This is a genomic window from Phycisphaerales bacterium (genome assembly GCA_016716475.1).
Classification (GTDB): domain Bacteria; phylum Planctomycetota; class Phycisphaerae; order UBA1845; family Fen-1342; genus JADJWG01.
Genome location: JADJWG010000001.1, coordinates 1,095,427 through 1,114,780 on the forward strand (window position 1 = coordinate 1,095,427; position 19,354 = coordinate 1,114,780).

19 protein-coding genes are annotated in these 19,354 nt (G+C 64.3%); 5 read left to right on the top strand and 14 right to left on the bottom strand.

Translation table 11 applies throughout. The features are described from left to right. Positions 1–166: 166 nt before the first annotated feature. Positions 167–1,198: an acetylxylan esterase gene (locus tag IPM18_04510; protein MBK9118852.1), complete on the top strand. Its 1,032-nt coding sequence runs from the start codon at positions 167–169 to the stop codon at positions 1,196–1,198. A gap of 31 nt (positions 1,199–1,229) precedes the next feature. On the opposite strand, the gene wecB is transcribed toward IPM18_04510, so the two are convergent. From wecB to IPM18_04540, 6 genes are all read right to left on the bottom strand, one after another. Beyond that, complete coding sequence (gene wecB / locus IPM18_04515; protein MBK9118853.1) at positions 1,230–2,330, bottom strand: UDP-N-acetylglucosamine 2-epimerase (non-hydrolyzing); 1,101 nt, start codon at positions 2,328–2,330, stop codon at positions 1,230–1,232. A 21-nt stretch (positions 2,331–2,351) separates the two neighbouring features. Beyond that, the gene (locus IPM18_04520; protein ID MBK9118854.1) at positions 2,352–3,074 is read right to left on the bottom strand and encodes an MBL fold metallo-hydrolase; all 723 of its coding nucleotides are present in this window, start codon (positions 3,072–3,074) and stop codon (positions 2,352–2,354) included. 233 nt (positions 3,075–3,307) lie between these two features. Continuing rightward, a complete protein-coding gene (locus tag IPM18_04525; protein ID MBK9118855.1) occupies positions 3,308–5,278 on the bottom strand; it encodes a hypothetical protein in 1,971 nt (656 codons plus the stop codon). Positions 5,279–5,328: 50 nt separating this feature from the next. Continuing rightward, positions 5,329–6,801, bottom strand: coding sequence for a hypothetical protein (locus IPM18_04530; protein ID MBK9118856.1), 1,473 nt, complete (start codon positions 6,799–6,801; stop codon positions 5,329–5,331). Positions 6,802–6,845: 44 nt separating this feature from the next. Continuing rightward, the gene (gene pilM / locus IPM18_04535; protein ID MBK9118857.1) at positions 6,846–9,128 is read right to left on the bottom strand and encodes a type IV pilus assembly protein PilM; all 2,283 of its coding nucleotides are present in this window, start codon (positions 9,126–9,128) and stop codon (positions 6,846–6,848) included. A 648-nt stretch (positions 9,129–9,776) separates the two neighbouring features. Further along, on the bottom strand, positions 9,777–10,169 hold the full coding sequence (locus IPM18_04540; protein ID MBK9118858.1) for a DUF423 domain-containing protein: 393 nt from the start codon (positions 10,167–10,169) through the stop codon (positions 9,777–9,779). Between the two features lie 414 nt (positions 10,170–10,583). Between IPM18_04540 and IPM18_04545 the strand changes: the two genes are divergently transcribed. Continuing rightward, positions 10,584–12,059: an MFS transporter gene (locus IPM18_04545; GenBank protein MBK9118859.1), complete on the top strand. Its 1,476-nt coding sequence runs from the start codon at positions 10,584–10,586 to the stop codon at positions 12,057–12,059. A gap of 814 nt (positions 12,060–12,873) precedes the next feature. On the opposite strand, the gene IPM18_04550 is transcribed toward IPM18_04545, so the two are convergent. The 5 genes from IPM18_04550 to IPM18_04570 all read right to left on the bottom strand — a co-directional run bounded on the left by IPM18_04550 (position 12,874) and on the right by IPM18_04570 (position 16,085). Then, positions 12,874–14,247: an RHS repeat-associated core domain-containing protein gene (locus tag IPM18_04550; GenBank protein MBK9118860.1), complete on the bottom strand. Its 1,374-nt coding sequence runs from the start codon at positions 14,245–14,247 to the stop codon at positions 12,874–12,876. Between the two features lie 36 nt (positions 14,248–14,283). Then, entirely contained in the window at positions 14,284–14,934 is a 651-nt protein-coding gene (locus tag IPM18_04555; GenBank protein MBK9118861.1) for a hypothetical protein, read from the bottom strand. A 372-nt stretch (positions 14,935–15,306) separates the two neighbouring features. Continuing rightward, positions 15,307–15,639: a transposase gene (locus tag IPM18_04560; protein MBK9118862.1), complete on the bottom strand. Its 333-nt coding sequence runs from the start codon at positions 15,637–15,639 to the stop codon at positions 15,307–15,309. An 81-nt stretch (positions 15,640–15,720) separates the two neighbouring features. After that, complete coding sequence (locus IPM18_04565; protein ID MBK9118863.1) at positions 15,721–15,861, bottom strand: hypothetical protein; 141 nt, start codon at positions 15,859–15,861, stop codon at positions 15,721–15,723. Continuing rightward, positions 15,858–16,085 (bottom strand): transposase, encoded by a 228-nt coding sequence (locus IPM18_04570; GenBank protein ID MBK9118864.1) that lies wholly within the window; start codon positions 16,083–16,085, stop codon positions 15,858–15,860. The genes IPM18_04565 and IPM18_04570 overlap by 4 nt, the downstream gene beginning before the upstream one ends. A 537-nt stretch (positions 16,086–16,622) precedes the next feature. On the opposite strand from IPM18_04570, the gene IPM18_04575 reads away from it, so the two are divergent. The 3 genes from IPM18_04575 to IPM18_04585 are packed head-to-tail and all read left to right on the top strand — an operon-like array spanning position 16,623 to position 17,373. Then, a complete protein-coding gene (locus IPM18_04575; GenBank protein ID MBK9118865.1) occupies positions 16,623–16,826 on the top strand; it encodes a hypothetical protein in 204 nt (67 codons plus the stop codon). Between the two features lie 7 nt (positions 16,827–16,833). Beyond that, positions 16,834–17,070, top strand: coding sequence for a hypothetical protein (locus IPM18_04580; GenBank protein MBK9118866.1), 237 nt, complete (start codon positions 16,834–16,836; stop codon positions 17,068–17,070). An 18-nt stretch (positions 17,071–17,088) separates the two neighbouring features. Next, positions 17,089–17,373, top strand: coding sequence for a transposase (locus tag IPM18_04585; protein MBK9118867.1), 285 nt, complete (start codon positions 17,089–17,091; stop codon positions 17,371–17,373). On the opposite strand, the gene IPM18_04590 is transcribed toward IPM18_04585, so the two are convergent. From IPM18_04590 to IPM18_04600, 3 genes are read right to left on the bottom strand one after another with little or no spacing between them, the layout of a single operon-like run. After that, the gene (locus IPM18_04590) at positions 17,315–18,889 is read right to left on the bottom strand and encodes an RHS repeat-associated core domain-containing protein (protein MBK9118868.1); all 1,575 of its coding nucleotides are present in this window, start codon (positions 18,887–18,889) and stop codon (positions 17,315–17,317) included. The genes IPM18_04585 and IPM18_04590 overlap by 59 nt on opposite strands. Positions 18,890–18,949: 60 nt before the next feature. Further along, complete coding sequence (locus IPM18_04595; GenBank protein MBK9118869.1) at positions 18,950–19,096, bottom strand: hypothetical protein; 147 nt, start codon at positions 19,094–19,096, stop codon at positions 18,950–18,952. After that, the gene (locus tag IPM18_04600) at positions 19,068–19,286 is read right to left on the bottom strand and encodes a hypothetical protein (protein ID MBK9118870.1); all 219 of its coding nucleotides are present in this window, start codon (positions 19,284–19,286) and stop codon (positions 19,068–19,070) included. The genes IPM18_04595 and IPM18_04600 overlap by 29 nt, the downstream gene beginning before the upstream one ends. Between the last annotated feature and the right edge of the window lie 68 nt (positions 19,287–19,354).

The window sequence follows — 19,354 nt, forward strand, 5'->3', positions numbered from 1 at the left end:
TGCGGCACTACGAGCACTGCGCCATGAATCCGGCTGCGCTCCCGTCACCGTGAACCCTCCGGTTCACGGTGACGGTAGCGCGCCCCAGCGGGAGGTGGGCAGCCGGTACGCGGATCCCTCGCTACCATGATGGCCACCGCCGGGAGCGCGGTGCGAGGACGCCTGCATGCCCCTTTTTGACCTGCCGCTCGAGAAACTCCGTGAGTATCAGCCCGTCAGCTCCGAACCGGCAGACTTCGACGCTTTCTGGTCCGCCACCTGCACCGAAGCTGCCGATTACCCGCTGCGATGGGATTGCCGCCCGGTTGAGCACCCACTCTACCGACACGTTCAGGTCGAGGACGTCACTTTCGCCGGTTACGCGGGCCAACCGATTCGCGGCTGGCTTCTGACGCCCACCACCGCGAATGGCCGGCTCCCCGGCCTCGTCAGCTTCGTGGGTTACGGAGGCGGACGTGGTCTACCCATCGACCACGTGGCGCCCGTCATGGCCGGCTTTGCCCACTTCGTGATGGACACGCGCGGCCAGGGTTCGGGTTGGGCACCGGGCGATACGCCCGACGAGGCCGGTGCGGGACCGCAGCATCCCGGCTTCCTGACGCGCGGTATCGAGAGTCCGGCGACGTACTACTACCGCCGCGTCATCGTGGATGGCTTGCGAGCAGTCGTCGCCTTGCGCACGCACACGCGCATCGACCCTGCCCGCCTGGCCCTGACGGGGGGCAGCCAGGGTGGCGGGATCGCACTAGCCGTAGCCGGCCTGCTCGGTGACGGTCACGCCACAACACTGCTCCCGGCGGCACTCCGCACAGCGAACGACGCACCCGGTGGTGTGCGGGCGCTGGCTTGCGACGTCCCGTTTCTTTGCCACTTCCGCCGGGCCGTCGAGCTCACCGACCAGTTGCCCTATGCCGAAATCACCCGCTACCTGAAATGTCATCGTGACCGCGTCGCAACCGTGTTCAACACGCTCGCTTACTTCGACGGAGTGCACTTCGCCGCGCGCGTCCGCGTGCCGACGCTGTTTTCCGTGGGCCTGATGGACACCGTGTGTCCGCCGAGCACCATCTTCGCGGCCTACAACCAAATTCCCAGCACGAAGGACATCCGTATCTACACCTTCAACGAACATGAGGGCGGCGGATCGTTTCAATTGCTCGAGCGGCTGGAGTTCCTGCAACGCATGCTCGGCGATTGAATGCCGGAGCTCCCCATTTCCACTTACGTGCTCAGACCGGAATACCTCGCGCCACCCCCCACCGCGCCAACACGTCCGCGATCCGTTCGGCTGCATTGCCATCCCACAGGTCCGGCACGCGATGTTCGACCTGCCCGCGGCGGATGCGCTCGTACCCAGCCAGAATCGCCTCCGGCCGCACACCAACGAGCTGGTTTGTGCCTTGCGTCAGAGTGATCGGCCGCTCGGTATTCTCGCGGAGTGTCAGGCACGGCACTCCGAGGACCGTCGTCTCCTCCTGCATGCCGCCCGAGTCCGTTAGCACGACGGCAGCGGCGCTCATCAACTTGAGAAAGTCGAGGTAGCCGAGCGGTTCGACCAGCTTCATCCCCAGCGCCGCACGCAGGCGCCCCCACTGCCCGCTGCGCTCGAGGTTCGCACGGGTCCGTGGATGCACCGGGAAGACCAGCGGCTGCTCGCGGGCGATGGTGACCAGGGCATCCGCCAGCCCCCGCATGACCTCCGGCTCGTCCACGTTCGCCGGTCGATGCAGCGTCACGACGCCATACTGTCCGCGGGTCACGCCAAGCGTCGCGAGCACGACCGAGCGTTCTGCCGCCGCGCGGTGCGAAAGCAGCGTATCGATCATGACGTTACCCACCAGGTGGATGCGCTCGTCAGAGATACCTTCGCGGTGAAGATTCTCCACTCCGGCCGGCTCCGTCACGAACAGCAGGTCACTGATCGTATCGGTCAGCACCCGGTTGACTTCCTCCGGCATGCTGCGGTCACCACTGCGCAACCCGGCCTCCACGTGCACCAGGGGCACATGAAGCTTGGCGGCCACCAGCCCGCAAGCGATCGTGCTGTTCACATCACCGACCACCAGGACCGCGTCCGGGCGCTCCGCCAGCACCACCGGCTCAAACCGCTGCATGATCGCCGCGGTCTGGCCCGCATGTGAACCACTGCCGACTTCCAGGTTGACATCCGGCCGTGGAATCTGCAATTCGTCGAAGAACGTCTGGCTCATGGCGGCGTCGTAGTGCTGTCCGGTGTGGACCAGGTAAGGCCGCCACCCGGGGCGGGCGGTGAACGCGCGCATCAAGGGAGCGATCTTCATGAAGTTCGGCCGGGCGCCACAGATGCACATCAGCTTCAAGTTCTGCTCCTCTCAATCCGCGCTGCTCAGCACGAGGCCGTCATACGCGAGTTCCATGCCGGCCGGCAGTTCGGCATTCACAGCGGCATGGCCAAGCTCGTGGGCAATGTGCGTGAAATACGTGCGCCGGGCGCCAATCCGATGTGCCTCGGCTACCGCCTGCGCCAGGTTGAAGTGCGTCGGGTGCGGCCGGCGACGCAGGGCGTCGAGCACGAGCACGTCGAGCCCCGCGAGCAGTGTCCGCGTCGCATCCGGGAGCGCATTGCAGTCTGGGCAGTAGGCGATATTGCCGACGCGAAAACCCAGCACCTGTGTCGGGCCATGCGCGTAGGGGAGTGGCAGGACGCGCACCCCGTCAAACTCGAAAGGTCCGGTGATTTCGTGCGGGGTAAGCTGCGGCTTGGCGCTGGGATACGCCGGATCATCGACGAATGCGTAGCGAAACATGGCCTGCAGGCGGCGCAGCGTCTCGGCGCTGGCGAACACCGGCAGCGGGCCGCCGCGACGCGCGTTGAAGATGCGCACGTCGTCCAGTCCCACGATGTGGTCGGCGTGGGCATGCGTATAGAGCAGGGCGTCGATGTCCTCGAGCCCGACGGCGAGGCACTGCAGTCGCAGCTCCGGGGCGGTGTCGATCAGCAATCGCCGCTTCCCCACCGTGAACACGGCACTGGGCCGCGTCCGCCGATCGCGCAGATCTTCCGAGGTGCAGACCGCGCAGGAGCAGCCGATCATCGGAATTCCGTGCGAGGTCCCCGAACCCAGAATCGTAAGCTGAACCGCCAACAACGCTCCTCGGTCTCGGGCCGGGGTACAGGATCGCTGCACGGCGGATGCGCCGTCCCTCGGTCGCGCCGGCCGGGCGGGATTCTCCCATGGGTGACGGATGACCGTCAACGCAGCGGGCGGCGCCCGGCACCTGCGCCGCGCGCCGCCCACCGTGGTTTCATCGAGTTCCGGCCTTGGTTCTACAGGCCGGCGCGCACATCGTCCCATTCCTCGCGCAGCCGCCGGTAGAGCGGGTCGGCCCGGTCGAGGTCGCTGACGCGCTGCTTGACCTGCCCGTCGGCCGGATCGAGGTACACGACCACCACGGAGCGCGCCTCGCGATAGGCGAATTCACCCTCACGCCCGGCGGCTCGTCGTACGAGTACGGGCTCATCCACGCGGAGGTCGAGCACAATCGCTCCCGTGTTAAAGTCGACGCGCTCGCGTACCGGCCGGCCATCGACATCCACGGCTCCGGTGCGCACCTCGAGTTCCCCGCCGATGACATCGCCGACGCGGGCCTTGAAGTCCTGTCGAATCCAGGTGCCCTTGTGCCACGTGAACACGTCGATGCTTGCAGCCGGCTCACCGAAACTCGGTCCGCGCACGAAGAAGTGCTGTTTCGGGGCGACGGTGATCGGCCCGGTCGGCAGCGACCATTCACCGGTCAGCACAACCGAATCCGCCTGCCGTGGTTCAGCCAGCGACTCCTTGCGGCCGACATAGCGGTTCCAGAGGTTGACGCGCATGCGATAACGGTAGGTCTTGCCTGGCAACACGGCCTCGTCGTGGAACCAGACCGCGATCTCACCTTCGCTGCGCGGGTTCGTGATGAAGCCCACATCGGCGTACTGCGGCGAGCTGGTCTGCTGACGCTGCATGCGGGCATCCAGAGCGCGCTGCGCATCGCGGACGATGCGCTGCGCCTGGCGGCGCTGCGCGGTGGTTGCGGCCTGATTGGCGATGACTTCGTTGCCCAGTCGGATCGCATCCTCGAAATTGCGCCGGCTCAGGGCCTGGCGTGCTTCGCGCATGCGATCGAGCACCTGTTGCCGCGGATTGTCCCGCGGACCACCGCCCGGCGCGCCACCTCCCGGGGGTCGGCCGCCCGTGCCCGGCGGTCCCATCGGACCCGCCCCACCGCCCGGCGGTCCCATGGGACCCGCCCCGCCACCCGGCGGTGTAAACCCACCTCCGCCCGGGGGGGGGCGCGGACCGGGCTGCGGCGCAGGGTCGGTCGGCAACGGCGGGAGATCATCCTCCGAACTTTCTTCCGTGACCTCATGCCCCGGCAACGGTGGCACACCCCAGTCATCGCCGGCTTCGATCGGGAAGAACGGTGTCTGCTGGAGCAACCGCTGGAAGCGCTTCACAATCTCAAACGCTTGCTCCAGTTCCTGGCTGTTCAGCAATTCACCCGTCGCGTCGTCGTACGCCGGCTCCGGCAGCTTCAGACGCGGCAGTCCGCGTCCGGCCTGCACCTGCTCCCATTCGCCGTACTCGCCACTGGCGAGCAGCTCCTGCCGCTGCACATCGATGGAGACGACGTAGGGCCGTGAGAGGTGCCCGGCATACTCCGCCGCGGACATCTCCCGCTGTTGCACATCAGCGGCCCAGTATCCCGCGATCGTGACCCAGGAGAGCGGGGTGGCTCCATCGTCGGCGGCCGGTAGTACTTGCGGCCCAGTCACGGGATCCAGCTCGATCCCCAGGCGGTGGACCAGACTGATACCCGTCGTCGCCACCACGTTGCGCGGCGGCAAGGGTGTCACCAGTCGGATCTTCGTGCCTTCCTGCAAATCCTCGAACTGCGGGAGAGTCGGTCCGGGAAGCACGATCGACAACCGTTCCGGCAGCGGTGCGAGCGGTTGATCCGAGATCGGGCGGCCCAGCACACCGGACCGGAACAACTGCTCCAGCTTGCTGGCATAAGCCGGCACGGGCTCGGCCGTGTGCGTCGCGTTGTTGATCGCTGTTTGGAGACCGCCGGCTTCCTGGCGGATGACTTCGTCGATCTGTCCCGGACCGACACGCTGGCCACGGTGCTCGATCCGGTTCGGTCCCAGCCCGAAGAAGTAAATCACGAGCCCGAGCAGGAACGCCCCCGCCAGGCCCAGCACGACCTTTTCGACGTGCATTTCGATGATGTTGAGTCCGTCCTTATTCGCCATCGTATGGTTCCTCCGGGCAGCGGTCGCAAGTGCGGTACTGCCCGTGCTGACTACGGATGCGGTTGGTCACCACCTTCGGAGCCGATCCCGAGCTTTTGTCGCACGACCGCAGGCATCAACGGCTCAAAGTTCCGGCGGGCCATGTAACCCTCGAACTCGAGCGTAGCCCGCACTACCGGGTCAGGCCCGTAGTAGTAACCCTCGGCGATCGCGGCCTGCTGGTCGACCAGGGAGAAATCCACATCCACAAGCTGGTAGAAGTTCACCCGCGCAACCGCATCGATCAGCCGGAACAGCTCGCGCTGATCCACAATCACGACGAGGCGCGTGCGCACCACGTCGAACTCGTTATCGCTCGCGCGTGCCGTGAAGGTTGGCCGCACTTCGACGGGTTGCCCGGTCGCGTAACCACTACCCGGTCCGGCCGCTTTCTGCGCCGCCGGAAAAGGCACCAGCCCGGTGGGGGTGAAGTATCCGAGAACTTGCAAGTCCTCGATCCGTTTCACGGGCATCGCCGCCACATTGGCTTCTTCCGGGCGGAGGCGGCTGGCGGCGGCGGCATTCACTTCGGAAATCGCCCGAATGAAGTCCTCCTGGATCCACAGGGTCACCTGGGCGTACCACATGTCCTCCGCGGATGGCGCCGCGTCCGTCTCCAGGATCGGGCTCATGTGAAAGGAAGTTCGCGGGTCGGCGTAGATGCGAATGCTCTGCGCCTTCTTCACGCGCGCCCTCTCAAGCACCACAGGCTGCGAGACTTCGATCGCCTGCTCCGTTGCTCCCGGGCCTTCCGTCGCTTCGCCCGCTACGCTAGGTGGCAACGGAACGGTATCAGTTCCACCAGGTGAGACACCCGGCGGTACAGGCCGCCCGCCCGGCGGCATCCCTCCCCCCGGCGGCATCATCCCACCGGGCGGCATCATTCCACCAGGCGGCATCATCCCACCGGGCGGCATCATCCCACCCGGCGGGACCATGCCACCCCCCGGCGGCATCATGCCGTCGCGCCCCCCCGGGCCGAAGCCGGCCGGCGGTCCGGTGCCCGGCGTCTGGCCGGTGTCACCCTGCTCCTGCCGGCGACGACGTTCAATCTCCCGCAGGATCTCGGCTTCATCCTGGATCTCGCGCGTGCTCGGAAGCGTGCCACCCTGCAAATCACGCGGGAGCTCGAAAAACGCCCGCTGGTAGGCCAACCGGAAACGATACGGGATATCGAGTCGCTGACGCTCACCCCCCGGAAAGACACCGTCCATCACGGGCTGCCGACGGTTGATTTCTTCTGCCTTGCGCAGCACGCCCTCGTACTCAAGATCAAAACGCGCCGCAAGTTCCTTCTCGGCCTGGATCGTCCGCTCGTTCTGCGCGCTGCGTCGCAATGACTCGAGCTCGTTCGACATCCCCTCACGACGCTGCATCTCCCGCAATACCGAGTCGTCCATGGCGAAGACGATCGCCACGCTCAAACCGATCAGGGCCACCAGTCCGCTGACCAGCGTCACCCAATGAGTCTTGATGAATTCCATCGCTCAATCTCCTGCGTCCGTAGCCACTGCTCCTGGACCACGTACTAGCGCTCCCGTCCATCCGGTGGTCCGCCGCCCGGCGGTGCAAATGTAGGATCCGAACCCGCTCCGTTCCCACCTGCATCGGCCTGTTCCCCGGCTGCACCCAGCTTCACCTTGAAGGCGAAGCTCATAAGGAAGTCATAGCGGGTTTCCTCGCCGGTCAACGGGTCGGGCTTCAGGATCGTGTCCGCACCGGAGCCACCGGCACCGGGTATTCCTCCCAGCCCCGGTCCACGCGTATCCTGGTGATAGAACACCGGGCTGGGCTCTGAGATCCACTTGGACAGCGGATCCGTTGGGTCATCCGACGGCATATGGAAACCACGACCCGACACATTGGCGAGTTCCCGCAGATTGTCGCGGTAGGTTGTCCACCATTGGGCTGCGTCCGCCTGCGTGCGACCGTACAGCAGTCGTGCCCGCACCCGCACGACAAATCCGGCGGTCTCCGGCACCTGGCCCGGCGTGAAATCACCGCCTGTCCCGCCCAGGGGACCCATCCCGCCGCCCATCATGCCACCGGGGGGCATCATCCCGCCACCCATCATGCCACCGGGGGGCATCATCCCACCAGGGGGCATCATGCCACCGCCGGGGGGCATCATCCCGCCACCGGGAGGCATCATGCCGCCGCCGGGGGGCATCATCCCACCCCGACCGCCGGCACCCGGCCCCATGCCACCCGCACCGCCGCCCGGCAGGCCTTCCACCTGTGGCGCGGCAGTGGCGATGTCCAGGGTCGTGACATCCGACACATACTCGATCTGCAAATCCTCGATGACCAGTTGATTCCGACGGGTGCGATCGAACGCCACCCGGTCGGAGGCGATCAGGCGCTTCAATTCCTCCGTCGTGCGCACCTGCGCGAGCGCCGGCGGGTTGATCGGCGGCATCGCTTCGTGCACCACCGTCAGTAATTGCGGCAGCAGGCGCTTCTGGGTTTCGTCCTGCAACTTCAGCAAACCCTGCACGCTCTGGTCGCGGGCGGTCGTGTCCGTGCGCGCCTGGCTGAAGGCACTCTGGTAACTGCGGGCCGTGCTGATGATGCGCTGCGTCTCGGCCTGATGCTGGGCAGCACCCTGCGCGAGCGCTCCACGATCCATCTGGTTCGCCGCCAGCGGCACGCCTGCCGCCAGTACCAGCGACGCCGCCGTCGCCACAAAGTACGGCCGCTTCTTCTGCCATACCGCGATGCGCGCCAGTTCGGTGGGCAGCAGCGACGCCTCGATCTCCGCCAGACCCAGTCCCTGGATCGCCAGCCCGTAGGCCGATGCGAAGCTGAGCACGTTGCTCGTGAACTCCGGCGCGTTGGTCGTGGCCGATGGCAACAGATTCTGGAACTTCTGGAGCTGAAACACCCCGCCGCTGATCGTCAGGTTCGTCTCAAGATATTTCTGCAGACCCTGGAGCCGGAACGCGTTGCCCAGCGCCACAACCTTGCGCAGCTCCACGTCCCGGTGCGTCGAACTGTAGAAGCCGATCGAACGTTGAATTTCTGCGACGAGGTCCGTAAACACCGGCCGCATGGCCTGGAAGATCTGCCGGGCATACTTGCTCGTCACGGCGGTACGCTTCATCTGCTCCGCCTTGGCGAACGAGAGCTTGAAAGCCCGCACCAGCGCTTCGGTGAACGCATTTCCGCCGAGCGGTATGTTACGCGTCCAGGCCGAGTTCTCCTCGACAATGATGAGGTCGGTGTTCTGCGCCCCGATGTCGACCAGCACCGTCGCGCCGCCTTCGCCGGCCGCCTGCCCGTCGAACTTGCAGAAGTTGTACAAACTGGCGGGAATGGTCTGCACCGCCATGGGGGCGATGCCGACGGCCGAGAAGTACGCCAAATGCTTCCGGATGAGGTCCTTCCGGATCGCGAAGATGCCCACCTCCATGTCGGGCGAGCCCTCGGACTGGAAGACCTGGTAGTCCCAGACGACGTCGTCGATGTCAAACGGGATCTGCTGGCTCGCCTCGTACTTCACGAGCTCCGGGATCTTGCCGCGGTCCTTCTTGTCGATCGGCGGCATCTTGCAGAACCGTGCGAAGGTTTGCTGACCGGGCACACCGATCACGAACTTGTCACCCTGCCAGTCGTTCCGTGAGGCGAACTTCTCGAGCGCCGACGCGATCAGCTCATCCCGATCTGCATCGGGCTGCGAGAGGATCTTGGGATGCTCGATTACGTCGAAGGCAAGTGTCTCCACCTTGCCATCGCCGGCCGCGCGCAGCTTCAATGCCTTGAGCGCGCATTGGCCGATATCTATGCCCCACACGCCGTTTCCAGCCGCCATGACACGCCTCCTGCGACGCCGCGGCGGGCGCGCGTGCATGCACGCTGCCAGCCGGAGGCATCAAGCCAAGCAGAATGCGTCGCGCACGCAGCCACCGCGCGCACGACGGGGTTTCACCAGTTGTCGAGTGCAGGCGGAAAACGTCGCCGGTGTAGGCCGAAATCAGAACCCACGGACAGCATCCGCGGAATTCAACCCGTGTCGGGTCGTTTCGGCCGGCGACCGCCGCCGTGGAATCACCACAACGGCCTTCGGGGAGGATATCTATGGATAAGGCCGACTCCGGGACTTCCGGGAGGCGTCGACCATCGCGGCAATGCATCGCCACTCGGCGGATCAGGCCAGCGTCTTCACTTGTGCGTGGGTGTTTTTTCTTGCGGCAGGGCACCTCCAGCGGGTGATCGGGCGGGCACTCCGTCCCACCCAGGAACCGCGCGTCTCGATAAGTAAGGAATAGCCCACATTCCACGTGTTGTCAAATCAGCGCCGACGACACACCGTCACCCACCACACGAGACGCTCCAGATTCCCGAAATCTGACGGAAAACCGTCCATTGGTTACCGTGACCAGGGCTGTCCACGAAAACCGTCCGTAGTGCGACGGTCCCCCGACTGACTTCGCCGCCATGAATCGACCCCGTGTGGATGTCACTGTCCCTGTACTGATTTATTTCTTATCGGACGACAACCGACTGTGATCAAAGCTGACCACCCCACCAGAAAGAGCACTCCGCCAATGGGCGTCACAGCTCCCCACCACCCGACCTGCGTCAGCGCCAACAGGTAGAGACTGCCGGCAAAGAGGATCGTACCCGTCAGGAAGCTCCACCCAGCCACCGCCGCGGCTCGCCGGCGCGGGAGCAACCCGACAGCGACCAGCGCGAGCGCATGGTTCATCTGGTACTGGGCGCCCACTTTGAACGCATTGAGGTGTCGCTCGGACAAGCCCGCGCGGCCCTCCAGCGCATGCGCGCCAAAGGCCCCCGCTGCCACGGCCAATCCCCCGCTGATCGCCCCCGCCAACAACCACGTGCGTTGCATGATGCACCTCGCTGCAGGTTCAATTCTGGCAGCTCCACATCGCCCCGAAATCGTAACCCGCTGGGTACCGCGCTGCACGCGGCCTGGCTGGCCGGCCTGGGCACCGTGCCCCACCCTGTTCGCGGGGCGCGGGGAACCTGGCACCTTGACCCGGCGTCCAATGTCACGAGTGTCAGGCCGGGGGTGGCGCGGCGATCTGACCCCGCGGCAGAACGTTCGCCACCCCCCACTCTTCCCCGCCACCACCACACAGGATTCTGTACGCTGACATTGCGTTCGCGTCCGGCACGACTACGATGGGATTTGTACCTGTGCCGCAGAGCAGCCGTAAGTCCCGCTGCCCGGCGGTGAAGTCTGCGGGGGGTCCGCCGATTCGCACCTGCGCTGTCGGCCCGCGCTGAGGAAGTTCCGCCCATGGCCACGGTCGCATCTGAGCGCAACGTCGCCCGCGCGACTGGCGCCGCGCGCCCGCGCACGCGCTTCGTGCTCATCGGGCATCTCGCCTTCACGATTCTGAATGCGACCCTCTTCGGCAATACCGTCTGGGTCCTCCCGATGCTCGTGCAGCTCCGTTTCGGCGCGAGTGACGATGCGCTTCGCGCGTGGCAGACGATGGCGATTACCGCGGCGATCCCCACCGCCCTGGTGCTCTCCATCTTCTGGGGGGAACTGCTGCGCCGCATGTCACTGCGGGTGTACCTGTTGCTATTCTGGTTGGTAACCATCGTCCCGCTCGGCGGCATCGGCCTGGTCACGAACTATTGGCAATTGCTGGTCCTGAACCTGATCTCGGCCGTCGGGCTGGCCGGCTGGGCGCCGGTCTCCGGCACGCTGCTCAAACGCTTCTATCCCGATTCGCACCACGGCCGCATCTACGCCGTGCTCAGCATGGCGGCGCATGCCGCGGGCCTGGCCACCGTGTACCTCGTGGGCATCTGGCTGGAGCGCGATCCGAACGCGTTTCGGATCTACTTGCCACTGTCCGCCGCCACGTACCTCCTCGGGGTACTCATGCTCTGCCTGCTGGTGCGCGTGACGGGACCGGACGCGCCGCCACGCGTGCGGACCACGCGGTCGTGGAGCGCCCTGGTACAGCCGATCTTCAGCATGCACCGCGTGCTGGCGCAGGATCGGACGTTCGCGCGGTACGAAGCCGCCTTCATGACTTACGGTGGCGTTCATGTTCTGCGATGCCCTGCTGCCCATCCTGGCGACGACCAAGCTCGGCATGGCCTACCAGGACTTCGCCCACTCCACCCAGATGGCCGCCAAAATCTCGCTGTTGGCGCTGACCCTGCCGATCGGGTGGCTCAACGATCGCATCGGCGCGGTGCGCATCTGCGCCCTCTCCTTCGGCGTGCTGACGGTCTACCCCCTGCTGCTGCTCAGCGCCCAGTCCGTGACGGGCATCGGTCTGGCGTCGGTGGTACTCGGCATCGGCCTGGCGGGCGTCGGCATGGGCTGGATGCTCGGTCCGCTTGCACTGGCGGGCACCCCGGAGAAGGCGCCGCAATACATGGCCATCCACGCCACGCTCGTCGGTGTGCGCGCCGTGCTGTTCCAGTTCCTTGGTGTCGGTCTCTACAAGCTGACGGGCTCGTTCACCGTGCCGCTCATCGTGGCGGCCTGTGCCTTCCTGCTCGGATCAGTCCAAATGGTCATGCTCGAACGTACGCTGCGAAGCGCGCGCCGTGCGACCACCGCAACGTTGCCTGTCAGCCCCCCGGACCCCGTCACACCACCGGCCACCGGCGCCGCCCTGCCGGCCTCCAGTCTGGCGCGGCCTTGATCGCCCGCGTGAACAGCGAGAGGTCGGCGAAGTTCACCACCCCGTCGCAGTTCATGTCGCCCGCCAGCGTCATCGTGATCAGGTTGCCGTCCGCATCGTGATAGTACTTCGCCTTGCCCGGCGCGCCGCCGCTGATCGCGGCCGTCTCGTACTGGTTCAGCTCGTTCGCCACGTACCCGGTCGCGAGCTGCACAAGCTAGCTCTGCTCGTCGCGGTACTGCCGCTCGTACGATTCTCGGTTCCCGATCGGGTCATAGACGAAGCCCCAAATGTCGTCGCCGCGCTCCGAGGACGTCAGTTCGTTGCGGTTGTTGTAGCCGAGCTCCTGCGCTATGGGCGAAGGTGAATCGTGCGTGCATCAAACACCAGGGAGCTTAAGCGCACGAATCGTTTCTCCGACATCCCACTCAGAGCTCAGAGCGCTGCTCATTACCGCCCAATCGAGTGTCTGCCCCGCAATTCTCTCCCATTTCGCCATTAGCTGCTCGCCGAAAAGCGAACCACAATCGCAGCACTCGAATATGAACGGCATTGAATCTTCCGGGAGTATGTGGTCGTTCGGCAAGTTCGCCAAGTCAAGAAGCGCCTGCAGGTACGGACGTACGCCATCACCGTTAAACCCGCGCCCTTTCCAGCGCGAATGTGGAAAGGACGTTCGGCGGCCTAGTGTCTCGTCCAAGGCAAATCGCACAAGGGGTTCGGGTGCGAGCGTGGGAAGGTGTTGAGCCAACCTCCGCAGCAGTTTCCATGCCCAACTCCGATCGCTCACGGTTGCTTTAGTGTGCATCTCACGCGTCAGCGGCTCCCAAAGTTCCTCGTCCATCTCTGATACCTCGTATCAGCCCACACCTATCCAAGCACTGCGTAGTGGCTGCCGCCTGTCTCCGAGGGTGATTTCGAACGAGTACCTGCCTGTCACTGCCTATAAGAATCGTCGAGTAAGCACTTCACTGAGCAGACGATGGCGATCCCCGATTCCACCGCAACGATCGACGTGCGCAATCCCGGACCGAGTCTCGTTCGCTTGATCTCATTCATGACCTTGTGCATAAACTCGGCAGCCCTCGTGCAACCCAGCTTCTGTCGCACCAGCTCCGCGACTATTCGTCCGAAGTTCGTGGTATCGGCGCTACCCTTGATTAATCTCAGCTTCAGCGCCTCGAAGCACTTAACCTTGTCGAGCGGAATCAGTTGCGCTGCGCCAAGCAGTGCACCGTCGACACAAAGGCACGCGTGCGCCGTTACTTCACAATCGAAAATACACATTACCTGCTTCTGTGCCGTAGCCCAAAAGGCTGCTGCAGCCGCATCGAACTCCTCTGGTGAGGCGCACCACTTACCCACAAGCAGAAGTACACCTGGACCACAGTCTTGGCTCGATGGGGGTGGACTTGGTTGCTTTCCATTAATCACAGCGTCCAAGTAGCGATTAATCTTGCTGTCCGGTGGCATGAGACCGAAGCTGTCGTAATACACCACTGCCGCATTGTTCGCGTATACGTAGAGGTGCAGCCCGCCGAGCTCCTCCAAAGGATCCCTCGACACCCACCTTCCCAGGCTCGGCGAGTAGTACCGGTAGCCCCAGTACCCCAACCCGGTCTCATCATCCCACTGTTTCGTGCTGAAGCGCCAGGCGTTGTCGGCGGCGTAGCTGCCCTCGGCCTTCGTCACGCCGCCGTAGGGGTCGTACTCGTAGCGGGCGGCGAGCGCGGCGCCGGGCTGCTGCGCATCGTGCGACCAGTCCACCACCTGCCCCACGTTGCCGTTCGCGTCGTACAGGTAGACGTAGTCGACCGGATCGGCTGGCGACGGCCCTCCGCTCAGGTCGTACTCCCGCACGGCCAGCAGCCCGCCGATCGTCCCGGCCTGCTCGAACAGCCCGGCCGACGCCCGGCCGCCCTGCGACCCGCCCAGGCCCGCGAGGTCCAGGCCCCAGGACAGCGCCCGCAGGGGCTCGTTCGGCTCGCCCGCCAGGATGTCGAACTCCAGCAGCATCCGCCACCCCGACCAGAGGAACCGGCGATCCAGCGACGGAGTACCCGCCCAGCCGCTCGCCTGCTCGTCCCACGGCGTCACGGTCTTCCGCACCCGCCGCCAACCCGAATCATACTCGAACTCGACCTTGCTGACACCCGCGGCCTCGGTCCCCGCGACCGGCCGCACGCGGACCAGGCGGTTCTCGGCGTCCCAGTCGTAGGCGACCGACAGGCCGGTCCAGTCGGCTCTGAGCGCTGCGTTGAAGCCGCTGATATCGGAAATCGTGACCACATCGTCACCAATTGCGAGCACGTCTGCCCAGATCCATGGGACACCGCCAGGCGCCAGCTACTGCACGCACCCGCTGCGTGCCCAGCCCGCATACTGTCGCAGCGCGGGCGACGCGTGCGGGCGCGCGTCAAGCCACTCGTCGATCAGATCCTCGATCCACTTTCTGCCCTGTGTCCCCCTCCAGTGGCCCATTCCATGCAATGCACCTTCACAGCACGCCTCTGAAGGAAGCTGTAGTACGTCCCTTACGTGGGCAGCGAACGCTTCCTCCATGGACTCTTCATCGACCCATACCGCCCCCCACCATCCGTAGCACGCACCATTAATGAACCCGGCTCGCGTGGGCTGGTTGCGGTGACCGAGGCTGTCACCGTAGATGGGAGCGAATAATCCTGCAAAGAGCTGGGTCATGGCCGCGACACAACGACATCGCGGCTCGAGCGGCAGGTCTTTGCGTACGAGTTCGAATGTGTATTGACGGACCCCCGTGATCTCACGTAGGCCCGCGTCGATTTGAAGATCTGAATATCGCTCGAGGAGGTGTTGCGGGCTTTGAAATAGCCGCTGCAAAAAGCTCAGTATAAGTTCGTCGTCCTCCTCCTCAGGAAGAGTCCTGTTGACATCCTCATCTTCGAAGTCAGCATCGGTCCGATGGAGAGCTCTCGAGAAAATGAAGTCGACCCATCGATTAAAGATGTCGGAGTCCATGCACACACCTCAAGTGTCAGTCACACGATCGAGGTTACCGGCCAGCTATGGCTCCGCGCCACTTTGACACCTGCATGGCCTTGGAATGGACTCACGCCTGCAGACTGTCGCTCGAACTGCGACTCCTGTCACTCCTTCACTTGCCGCCAGTAAATCCATCCGCGGATTCGCTTCGAGAACAGATATAATTCGAGTTATTGCACCCAGGATAGCCTCGGAATCAACAACGATCCCGACTTCGACCAGCCAGTCTGCCAATCGCTCATCTGAAACACGCCAATCTTCCGAATGCCCAAAGCGAGACAAGTGCCCGTCGCACATGTCCACAATGATGCCGGCATCGGCGATCCCATCTCCCGAAGTTATACGAGGCTATCTCAAAACCTCTGAAAGCAAGAGAAGCGTACAGGTCATATGCAAGAAGCCGCTGAACAGGCAGCTCGACTTCTCCCAACGGATGCAGAGCCGACGGTAGTTCTGGATCCAGGAGATCGTCCGCTCCACCGTCCAGCGCCGCTTGGCGCGCTGCAGCGGCCGGCGGTCCTGTGTCACATTCTCCGGCTTGCGGTTGCCGCGATGCGGCGCGATCATTTCCATGCCGCGCTGTGCGAGCTCTTCGTCGAGCTTGTCGCTGTCGTACGCCTTGTCGCCGATCACGCGCGGCGGCGTCTCGCGCGTCAGCACGAAGTCGAACAGCGCCTGCACGCAGCGGCTCTCGTGGGCGTCCGCCCGGCGCGGTATCGATCGCCACCGGCAACCCGCGAGCATCGACCAGAACCATGATTTTCACGCCTTTTCCGAGGTGGCCGCGCTGATCCCATCACCGCCGCCCCGGGCCTTGGCGAAGGTGCCGTCGATGAAGCATTCGTACACGCGGTACGCGCCGCCGTTCGACCAGGCGTCCGGCGGCCCGCATGGCCTGCTCAAAGAGCCCTTCGCGCGTCCAGCCGCCGGAACCAACGGTGCACCGTGGCCCGCGCGCCGAACTCGCGCGGCAGGTCCTTCCACTTCGCGCCGTTGTCCAGCATCCAGAAGATGCCGCGCAGCGTCCGCCGCTTGTCCGCGACGGGCCGTCCGCCCTTCGGACTCTTCGGCCGATCCGGAATCCTGTCCGCCAGCCAATCCAATTGCTCATTCGTGAGTGTCAACATGCATCATTGTACAAAGTCAACAGGTGTCCCGGTTTTGAGATAGCCTCACGCCACATGCGAAGCACAGTGACACACCGCGAGTCGCCTTCGCCACCGAACACTGCCTCTAGTGTCACACCCTCGACGCCATTGACGCTCTCGATGTGTAATGCACCACAGATCTCCTGAGTGGGTGGTGTCCTCGTGCATGCGCCCGCCAATACGACGCTGCCACACGCCATCCATGTACCGCAGCAAATCACCCTCGTGCTCAACACGACCCAGTCCTCAAATGGGCATCTGCCCGGGTTAGCTCTTCAAGTCGAATCAAAGACACTCTAAACCTTAAACTGACAAACGGCAGCTGCGTCAGTGGCTAACTGAAACCGGTCAAGCCAGCGATTGGCGGCGGAGCTCACGCCCTCAGGAATGGACTCTCCGCGTTCAGAAATCAGTTCGACTGAGACACGCCTTCGACCTTCGTGGACCACTCATGAGGCTATCTCAAAACCGGGACACCTGTTGACTTTGTACAATGATGCATGTTGACACTCACGAATGAGCAATTGGATTGGCTGGCGGACAGGATTCCGGATCGGCCGAAGAGTCCGAAGGGCGGCCGCCCGTCGCGGACAAGCGGCGGACGCGCGCGGCATCTTCTGGATGCTGGACAACGCGAAGTGGAAGGACCTGCCGCGCGAGTTCGCGCGGGCCACGGTGCACCGTTGGTTCCAGCGCTGGACGCGCGAAGGGCTCTTTTGAGCAGGCCATGCGGGCCGCCGGACGCCTGGTCGAACGGCGCGCGTACCGCGTGTACGAATGCTTCATCGACGGCACCTTCGCCAAGGCCCGGGGCGGCGGTGATGGGATCGGGCGCGGCCACCTCGGAAAAGGCGTGAAAATCATGGTTCTGGTCGATGCTCGCGGGTTGCCGGTGGCGATCGATACCGCCGGGCGGACGCCCACGAGAGCCGCTGCGTGCAGGCGCTGTTCGACTTCGTGCTGACGCGCGAGACGCCGCCGCGTGATCGGCGACAAGGCGTACGACAGCGACAAGCTCGACGAAGAGCTCGCACAGCGCGGCATGGAAATGATCGCGCCGCATCGCGGCAACCGCAAGCCGGAGAATGTGACACAGGACCGCCTGCCGCTGCAGCGCGCCAAGCGGCGCTGGACGGTGGAGCGGACGATCTCCTGGATCCAGAACTACCGCCGGCTCTGCATCCGTTGGGAGAAGTCGAGCTGCCTGTTCAGCGGCTTCTTGCATATGACCTGTACGCTTCTCTTGCTTTCAGAGGTTTTGAGATAGCCTCATGATAGTGAGACATGCTCTTCTTATTCGGATTCGGAATTGTAACCCATGTGCCGCGACAATCATAATAGAAGGTCATGTCCAGGTACTCAGAATCGACAACATTTAGTACGCCTGTGCAAGCTCGCGCATAAGAGATCTTTGGACACCTACTCAATAGCCTGTTGCCGACGTCGTTTGGCACGCTGCCGTGTCCACAGGTCCAGAAGGTGATCCGGGCGCCCCAGCAGAGTTGCGGACAAACCGTTTTGGCAAAGTAGTCCTCGTCATACGATGTCTTGTAGTCTTTGCTTACGGGGGTAGTATATGTGGGCTTGGCGAGCGGCGCACCCGACTCATCTACTGTTTGAACACCGTGTCCGCGTATCGTAAAATGTCGCTTGCACTTGGAGTATGCAGAGGGATCGCCGAGGTCTGCGACCTTCGACATGCAGCCGTTGTAGCACTCCTCGAACACTGTGCCAACCGGCGTAAGGGCGTGCTGTCTGCAGACATTTTGGCATTGCTTAAAACTAGTTGTCGACCAGCCAGCCTTGCATCCATGCAGGCAGCTTTCATACGCCAGCCCGTCCGTCCCATTGCGAGTATGGCAGTACTCAATGCACGCGGCTTCTCGAACCGGGGGACTCACGTCGTCCAACAAGTCCGTGGGCGGAGAGTATCCCTCGCCAGTTGTGTCGTAGAGCGATCCTAAGCCCTTCGTACCGAGCACGCGAGCGCCGTCACGGCGATCAGTGAGCCCTATCGCATCTACATAATCCAGAGGAGCGTTTCGCGCGAACGCGTAGAGGTTCAATCCGCCTCGTTCCCCAATTGGGTCCCACGACATCCACCTCCCAATCAAGCCGTCGTAGTACCGCTTCCCCCACCACCCCAACCCCGTCTCATCATCCCACTGCTTTGTGCTGAAGCGCCAGGCGTTGTCGGCGGCGTAGTCGCCCTGGGCCTTCGTCACGCCGCCGTAGGGGTCGTACTCGTAGCGGGCGGTGAGCGCGGCGCCGGGCTGCTGGGCATCGTGCGACCAGTCCACCACCTGGCCGACGTTGCCCAGCGCGTCATACAGGTAGACGTAATCCACCGGGTCGTCGGGCTCGGGAGAGCCGCTCACGTCGCACACGCGCACGGCCAGCAGCCCGCCGATCGTCCCGGCCTGCTCGAAGAGCCCGGCCGACGCCCGGCCGCCCTGCGACCCGCCCAGGCCCGCGAGGTCCAGGCCCCAGGACAGCGCCCGCAGCGGCTCGTCCGGCTCGGCCGCCAGCATGTCGAGCTCCAGCAGCATCCGCCACCCCGACCAGAGGAACCGGCGATCCAGCGACGGAGTACCCGCCCAGCCGCTCGCCTGCTCGTCCCACGGCGTCACGGTCTTCCGCACCCGCCGCCAACCCGCATCATACCCGAAATCCACCCGGCGACCGCTAACCGAGCACTTCGGCCGCTTCAAACATTGACGGCGAGCCCCCGACAGCCCCCAGTACGAATCAAAGAGGGCCGGCAAGGCACCGACGTTCCCCATCCCGCGCGGACTGCGCCGCGCGGGGCACAGAGGGCATGCCGGACTCTGATTCCGGATCCGCTATTCACCCATCTGCAGCGTCGCGAGACCGCTTGGTACGTCGTCCACGAAGTCAAAAATGCGATCCAGCCCGGTGACGAGGAAGACGCCCCACACATGCGTGCTGACCCCGGCCAGCTTAAGCCGCCGCTGGTTCGTAATCGTCACCAGCTTGCAACTTCAGCAACTGGGCAATGTTCGACGAGTTCAGATAGTGGGCTTCGGAGAGACTCAGCAACACATCCTGCCGCGTGTCCCGCGTGCACTGATCGATGATTGCGGCCAGATCGTCGGTGAATTGCGGATCGTCACCCAACTCTCCCAGGATGATCGTCTCGGACCACTGCTGCACCGCCATCGCACGTCCTGCCTCACCTGTGCCCCATCGTGCCGACGGGGCCTGCCATTCGCGGCCACCGCACGCGA